Consider the following 6,974-nt stretch of genomic DNA (forward strand, 5'->3'; position numbering starts at 1 on the left):
CCATGAAACGGTGACACGCAATCATTGTTGCCAATTTATGTGGCAGCTTATTCGTAATGTGAAAATTTTTTTGAAAAGGGCCTCGTTAACGAATTGGAAAGAAATGAGAAATATAAGAGTCTCATCATTATGACAAACTATTTAATTGTTCCGTTAAGGGAATTTCCATATCGAATGAATCTCAAATAGTTAGAATTCAGTTGTTAGGAATAACCAAATATGTGAAACTCGCATCAAATAACCATCGGTAAATATTATAAGGATTTAATATGTCACAATTAAAAAAATTACCACTCGGAGAAAAAACACCTCTAATACTCATCTTTGGCGGAATATTTTTACTCGCAGTATCAATTTTAAAGTGGATGACATCTGAAATTGAAGTGGACTGGCTATATAACTCAGTTGAAAGTTTACTAGCCATTTATCTTATCATTCTTGGGTTCAGGTTACGTAAAAAGTACCGAAGTAATAACGAGTAAGTGTGGACTAACCGGAATTACCGGATATTTAAGCTTGTAGCGATGGTTTGCAGGTTGGAATTAAAATCTGTCGAACTCATCGCACCATTAGAATTCATCTTTCATGAGTATTCTCTCCCGATCAGTATGTTGACCGAAACACCTAAAATCACATCTAATACTTTGATTTAACCACGGTATAGGCGCTGACCGATTCGTTATAACCATTTGAGTTTATTCCGTTATAGGAGCTTTTTTATTGAGGATTTAATAATCTTCTTAAACCCTCTGAGGTATTAATTTTCATCAGCCGCCTGATAAATTCTGTTAATTCCCCGCCTGTCATTTTATGTCATCCTGCCCACAAAACATGCTCCCTATCAAATATTAGTCAAACCGTACTTTCCCGTATTGATGAACCCTTTTATTGATGTTCACCGGCGGAGAAGTCTCCCACCGCCTTCATGTTATTTAGCAATCTGTATTGTTGATTAGATGAGGGAATTAATATGCAAGAAAAAAAACTTGATGTATCCGTTTCAGAAGATAGCAATCTGGTTACTGTTACCACGCCAGAATATGTCAAAGAGTCAATCAAAGAGGCTATTGCAGAACACGCAGCAAGCCGTAATCATCCCTATGCCACTCAAGTAGAGCCGGGATTTGTGACGTTAAGTAATGAGACAGACAGTGACAGTGAGATAACCGCTGCAACCTCTAAAGCGGTCAAGAAAGCATACGATCTCGCTAATACCGCCAATCAAAACGCCCTTAATAATAACTCCGATCTCTATTTGGAGAAGAAGCAGAACGGGGCTGATATTCCTGATAAAGCAGCATTTGTGAAGAATCTTGATTTATCAGAACTGGTTTATAGAACTGTAGGGAATGGACCAAACCAGATACCAGATATGTCATTTTTCAAACGACATGGTGATGCTCAAAATGGATGGGTTCAATACCCTAATGGATTAATTTATCAGTGGGGTGTGACATCAACTAGAACGCGTGACGAGGTGTATATAACATTTCCAATACAGTTTAGCTCAGGTGTATCTATGATTAGTGAGCATGATAATGGTGGCGGTACAGTTAGAGCTATATGGCAAATAAATGATATTAGCTTGGCAGGTTTTTTAGCAACAAATTTGGGAACATTACAGCGGGATGTCAGCACTTTTAGTTCTCCTGCTTATTCTGCCTGCCAATGGCACGCTTGGGGATTCTAATGATGCCGTACTTTTATAGTGCATCTCGTAATTCATTTTACCCTACTCATATGAAACAAATTTATATCAATAGTGGGACATTTCCTGATGACGCCGTAAAGGTATCAGAATCATGCTTTATTGAATTTGCTATTAACTCTGCCCCGGTAGGTAAGTGTCGTGTTGCAGGTGTTGATGGTCTGCCTACATGGGCTGATATACCACCACCAACAACAAAGCAATTACAGCAAAATGCAGAGAAAAAGAAGAAAGATCTCATGTCACAAACATCAAATACCATAGCACCATTACAGGATGCCGTTGATTTAAACCTCGCTACAGATAAGGAAAGGGTAGCACTCATAGAATGGCGAAAATACAGAGTGTTACTCAATCGAATTGATTGTTCTATTGCTCCTAATATCGTATGGCCTGAACAACCGAAGGAATGACAAGGTATGTAGCTTTGTATTAGCCGTATACCAACTAGACACGGATGTCTAATCAATCCCTTGCATAAATATCTCAGGCTTTCTATCACCTACAGTACACACCAAAGTGCAAATATTTGTCAGTATCCTGTTCTCATGCTTCCATTGTCAGAGCAAAGGCTTTACCTTGTGAATAATTAGCCCCATATTGATTACTCACTCCTCAGCGTCCTTTCAGCAAACCCCATCAAACGGTGATATCACATGATATTGCCACTTCCTGTCTGTCCTTAATTTATAGTGAATTTTATTGTTTCTTATTTTGCGTCATTAATTTGATTCGTTGCATATATTGCAATAATATAGCTGTATAAATTATCAGCGATTGAGGTGTAAGTATGAAAATCGATAACAAGGCCATCTTACTGACTCGTCAGCAGATGGACGCCCTACGCCAGATACAGCAGGACGAGTACAGCCGCTCAGAACTGGGCATTAAACCCACGCTTCACGAAGTGGCTCGCAAACTGGTCGACAAGGCTTTATTACAGACAGGAAAATAACAATGGCAAATTACAAGATGTCCGAAATACTGGGATTAGACCGCTTCAAACGCAAAGCAGCTCGCAAACAGAACAAAGACCCACAATACAACTTTAGTCAATTGTCAGCACGGGCTGATGATGATTCTGGACACTACACCACTGAACCGGCACAGGAACTCGCTACAGATCTCATTACAGAGCAAGACAACCAGCCTGAACCTATCAAAAAGCACAGCAGAGGACACAATGTCGCTGTATCGGAAGAGGCTAAAAATAGCCCGGTACTGGCGGTTAAGCTATTACGTGAGACTGATCTGCATTCGAACAAGATTAAGGCGAAGTTACGGAGCGAACCCGAAGCCCTGTCAAAGTTCACCAGTAAGTATATGGAAGAGCATGATCCGTCATGGGAGTTTCTGGATGATGAAGAAAAAGCCTTCAAAGCCATGACATTTTCAGTTAATAACGGTGATGCTAACGGCTACAACCAAGCAAAACATCATGCTGTCAATGCCCTGAAAAAGATGGAAGAGCCGATGACAGAGGATGAAATACAGTCACTGATAGAAAGAACCCGGCAAATGATGAATGAAAGCAACCCGAATACCACAGACAATGAGCAAGCTCGTAAACAGGCCGATCAGGAATATCAGGAAGCCATAGCGAAAGCGGCTGAGAAATTACGTGCAACCTACGCAAAAACAGGTATCAGGCAGGCGGATTACGGCAACTACTGACAAGGGGTAGTATGAAGTCTGACTTATACGGCTTTAGTCATTTACGCCCTGATGCTAACCGTGCCCGTGGTTATACCGGGCGTTATGCGTTAAGGCGCTCACTGAATGCAGAGCAGCAGGAAGATCATACCACGGACACACACAGTCATGCTCACTGGATAGCCAGCAGTCAGGAGGCCAAGAACAATCCTGTTTATGCACTGTACCTCATCGACAATCACACATCACACCAACACGCAATCACCATGCTCAGTGAGAGTTACCGCCACCTCAGTCAATACACCACACGCAAGATGGAGGCTGTCTGTTCAGGCTGGGAACTGTTAGACGATGAAGACAAGAATCTGGAAGCCTTCAACTACAGTCTGATGAATGATGATGCTAACGGATATCATGCCTCATTACGGGCAGCGAATGAGAAGCTGGAAAGCTATATCGAACCCATGACAGAGGACGATATACAGGCATTAATCCAACGGACGAGTGACTTTATGCGCCGTAACAATCCTCACTCACCTGAAAGCATTGCAGAGCGTCAACGGCAAGAGGAAGCGGAGAAGCGCAAGGTTGATGAAGAACGGGAACGGCAGAGACAGGCATTCAGGCAGCTACACTGGGGCTAAAACTTTTTTGGGTCCTTCCCTGTCAGATCGTATTACATGGGCATTGCGCGCCCCGATATTTCACTAGTTTTGAGATCTGAAATTTGTTTTACACATTTGACACTTTTCCCCCGAAAACCCGCATTCCACCGTGGGATCACTTGACAAAAAGTGTCAAGTCAGTGTCAAGTGTAAAGCTCCATTTGACACTTTACACTTTACAGTTTGCTCCGGCACTCAGGCAGAAAAACGATGATAAATAGACAGGACATTACAATGTTATTGCAGACACAAAAATCAGGCCAATGGCAGCCACTCGTTGCGGAATTGACCACAAGGGTTCGGCTTCGTTCTCAGCAAACGAAAGCCCGATTTCGTCAGCAATTAATCAAAACAGCCGGAGTACTCAAGCCATGAAAACCCTGAGCATTTCAAAGTATGCAGAACATGCCGGTGTTACTCGCCAGACGATTTACGACTGGGCTAAATATGAAACCTTTCCACCGAGGGTAGGCAGGTACATTAATGTTGAAGCGGCTGACGCATGGCGTAGGCAGTATATTGATAGTACCGATCCCCGGACAGAGAACGCGAAGAAAGCCCATTATGCTGAGGCAGAGTCTCTGGAGGTGCGGGCTAAGGCCGTTTATGACGAGTTACACGGCGGTAGTATTCAGGTACGCCCCTTGGAAGAATCCCGTGCCATCAAAGAGCACTATCTGGCTGAACTGGTCAAACTGGAGCACAGTATCAAATCCGGTGAGGTTCTCCCTTGGCGGGATATGGTGAACAAGGTCGGTGAAGAATACTCCCGTCTGCGAACGCGCCTGATAGCTATTGCGCCTGAGCATGGTCCTCGACTCAGGGCTACTGCGTCCAGCTCCACAGATGCCGAATTCGTGGCAGCCTTACAAGAGATTATCTATGAGGCCATGTACGAACTGAGTGTCGATAGCAAGTCCTCTCTGGCGTGATACAGGCTGATATGCCTGCCAGTGAGAAACAGTCCATACACGCCCCACAACCAACGGGAGGGCTTGAAATTAAGCGGTTCCCGTCAATCCCTATGCGCTTAGTTTTTTTGATATAACCTTTTGATTTTAACTAATTCTGTCAGAAAACCAGAATTCCGGCTCTGAGCAGGAATTGAGTAATATCAATAAGTTAAAAGTGAGAAATATCACCTTTATGTAACCTATTGATTTAACGCATATCCTGCATGGAGCGGTAATTATTAATAATCAATGAGTTACGTAGATGTATTTTATAACCTATTGATTTTACTTATTTCCGGCACAGAATCAGAGATTAATTAAATCAAGGAGTTAACTAACTATAGAGCAAATCCCTATCGTTGCCGTAGATGGTCAAAATCTTGACCATCTCAAAGTGTGATACCCACTTAGGGTATAGAGGAAATCTCAATACCTTTTGCTTTTGTACATGCGGAATTTTCCCTTATATAACTGACCCAATTATTTTGGGTTACCTGTCTCGTAGCCAGGAACAAGAACTACATCTCTTTAAGAGGTTTAGTTATAGATCACCCAATAGGTTGAACTGACCCTCTTTAAGAGGGTTAGTTTGTGCCGACGAAATTCGTCGATGCAAAATCCAATATCCGATAATCGGACTTTGGGTGTAACTGACAGTTAGTCAGTCGCAAATGGTCTTGAGCGTAACCGATAGTTACTCACAATTTGAGCGTCAGTCAGGCTAACTCACAGAATTTGTACACCTCTTTAAGAGGAGCATAAACTTTGCACGTATCATTTAGCGACGCACAGACTTTGTACAACTCTTTAAGAGGTGCGCACAAAATAGAATAGTTAAAACAAGGAATTAAGTCGTTTTGTCCAGTCCCTTGCGCTCAAGCAACATATTGAAAGGCAATGGGTTTATGGCTTTTGTCCAGCCTGTAAATCAACCATCACGGAAATCGTGATAGTGTGGTCAAACTGGCCCCCTCGGAAAAATCAAAGGGTTAGCCAACTATGGTTACTACTTTTCCTCAAAGTGAGGATGAACGAAAATATCAATGAGTTACCCAACTATGGTGAAGATCACCACAGTTGCTACTGGTTACTACTCCGTGAACGGTGGTACAGATACGGACAGTTATTGACAGTTATTTTTCGTATCTGTACCACCTTAATTTATTGATATTTAATTGAAATATTCCAAGTGGTACAGATGGTACAGTTATTTTGCGTTTTTTTCGTTAGAGCGTGATTTTCGAATAAATTTTCTAAACCTCCATTGTGGAAATCACAACTCAGGGGCTTGAGTTTAAGTCGTCCAGCACAAGGTTACTTAATATAACTCAATGACTCCGTACGTATTACGTTCGAAGTGATTTAACTTATTGATTATTATCATGGTTGAAAAATCAGTTCATCTATAGGCGGTGGAAAATGGCACGAAGACAGAAGAAGAATGCACCCTCGATAGTCGCCACAATCACAGGTAGGATTACCGTTTCCCCCAAGCGTATAAAGTGCCAGACGGGTAAAGTGATGGCAGTCGCTACCCTACAGGCACAGAGCGAAAAGCGCAGTGAATACCCACTGCGTGTCGTGGGCTTTGACGAAATGGCGCTATCGGTGATGCTGTTACAGAAAGGTCAGGTGATCACGGTAACGGGAAAGGCTTCTTACTGGCAGGGATATCAGTTAGCTGTCAGTTCTATCGCTTAATAGGTTCCGGCGAAATTCGGCGCAACCTCTTCACAAGGTTGGTACTTTTAACGTACTGACCTTTCAAAGAGGTTGCAGCGGGGTATTAACCTATAGTTGTTTTATTTGAATTCCTGATTCCAAATAAAATAGATGGAATTGGTATGAGGAATATTAATGAAATAATAATATTAAATACAAAGGTTGTGTTTATTACATTGGAAACGGTAAGGCTATTCATTAATTCAGGATATTTTAATAGAATGGAAAATAACATGCTAAATGTCAAACTTACTATGTTGTAATGTATGTAGG

Annotated in this window: 9 protein-coding genes; all 9 read left to right on the forward strand. The window is 42.0% G+C overall.

Annotated elements, in window-relative coordinates; genetic code table 11:
- Positions 1-269: 269 nt before the first annotated feature.
- The 9 genes from AACX68_RS04350 (at position 270) to AACX68_RS04390 (ending at position 6,680) form a co-directional block, all read left to right on the forward strand.
- Complete coding sequence (locus AACX68_RS04350) at positions 270-482, forward strand: hypothetical protein (protein ID WP_228860692.1); 213 nt, start codon at positions 270-272, stop codon at positions 480-482.
- Between the two features lie 488 nt (positions 483-970).
- A complete protein-coding gene (locus AACX68_RS04355) occupies positions 971-1,690 on the forward strand; it encodes a tail fiber protein (RefSeq protein WP_228860693.1) in 720 nt (239 codons plus the stop codon).
- On the forward strand, positions 1,690-2,121 hold the full coding sequence (locus AACX68_RS04360; protein ID WP_339389276.1) for a tail fiber assembly protein: 432 nt from the start codon (positions 1,690-1,692) through the stop codon (positions 2,119-2,121). The genes AACX68_RS04355 and AACX68_RS04360 overlap by 1 nt, the downstream gene beginning before the upstream one ends.
- A 377-nt stretch (positions 2,122-2,498) precedes the next feature.
- Positions 2,499-2,663: a hypothetical protein gene (locus AACX68_RS04365; RefSeq protein WP_228860694.1), complete on the forward strand. Its 165-nt coding sequence runs from the start codon at positions 2,499-2,501 to the stop codon at positions 2,661-2,663.
- 2 nt (positions 2,664-2,665) lie between these two features.
- A complete protein-coding gene (locus AACX68_RS04370; RefSeq protein ID WP_228860695.1) occupies positions 2,666-3,382 on the forward strand; it encodes a hypothetical protein in 717 nt (238 codons plus the stop codon).
- A gap of 11 nt (positions 3,383-3,393) precedes the next feature.
- The gene (locus tag AACX68_RS04375) at positions 3,394-4,005 is read left to right on the forward strand and encodes a hypothetical protein (RefSeq protein WP_228860696.1); all 612 of its coding nucleotides are present in this window, start codon (positions 3,394-3,396) and stop codon (positions 4,003-4,005) included.
- A gap of 231 nt (positions 4,006-4,236) precedes the next feature.
- Positions 4,237-4,401, forward strand: coding sequence for a hypothetical protein (locus tag AACX68_RS04380; RefSeq protein WP_228860697.1), 165 nt, complete (start codon positions 4,237-4,239; stop codon positions 4,399-4,401).
- Positions 4,398-4,958: an RNA polymerase subunit sigma-70 gene (locus AACX68_RS04385; RefSeq protein WP_228860698.1), complete on the forward strand. Its 561-nt coding sequence runs from the start codon at positions 4,398-4,400 to the stop codon at positions 4,956-4,958. Before AACX68_RS04380 ends, AACX68_RS04385 begins: the two co-directional genes overlap by 4 nt.
- Before the next feature lie 1,440 nt (positions 4,959-6,398).
- On the forward strand, positions 6,399-6,680 hold the full coding sequence (locus AACX68_RS04390; protein ID WP_228860699.1) for a hypothetical protein: 282 nt from the start codon (positions 6,399-6,401) through the stop codon (positions 6,678-6,680).
- The last annotated feature ends 294 nt before the right edge of the window (positions 6,681-6,974 follow it).

This window comes from Xenorhabdus sp. PB61.4 (genome assembly GCF_963894935.1).
Taxonomy (GTDB): domain Bacteria; phylum Pseudomonadota; class Gammaproteobacteria; order Enterobacterales; family Enterobacteriaceae; genus Xenorhabdus; species Xenorhabdus stockiae.

Coding starts and splice junctions, on each gene's coding strand:
- AACX68_RS04350 (WP_228860692.1), top strand. CDS start 270: ATGTCACAATTAAAAAAATTACCACTCGGAGAAAAAACACCTCTAATA.
- AACX68_RS04355 (WP_228860693.1), top strand. CDS start 971: ATGCAAGAAAAAAAACTTGATGTATCCGTTTCAGAAGATAGCAATCTG.
- AACX68_RS04360 (WP_339389276.1), top strand. CDS start 1,690: ATGATGCCGTACTTTTATAGTGCATCTCGTAATTCATTTTACCCTACT.
- AACX68_RS04365 (WP_228860694.1), top strand. CDS start 2,499: ATGAAAATCGATAACAAGGCCATCTTACTGACTCGTCAGCAGATGGAC.
- AACX68_RS04390 (WP_228860699.1), top strand. CDS start 6,399: ATGGCACGAAGACAGAAGAAGAATGCACCCTCGATAGTCGCCACAATC.
- AACX68_RS04380 (WP_228860697.1), top strand. CDS start 4,237: ATGATAAATAGACAGGACATTACAATGTTATTGCAGACACAAAAATCA.
- AACX68_RS04385 (WP_228860698.1), top strand. CDS start 4,398: ATGAAAACCCTGAGCATTTCAAAGTATGCAGAACATGCCGGTGTTACT.
- AACX68_RS04375 (WP_228860696.1), top strand. CDS start 3,394: ATGAAGTCTGACTTATACGGCTTTAGTCATTTACGCCCTGATGCTAAC.
- AACX68_RS04370 (WP_228860695.1), top strand. CDS start 2,666: ATGGCAAATTACAAGATGTCCGAAATACTGGGATTAGACCGCTTCAAA.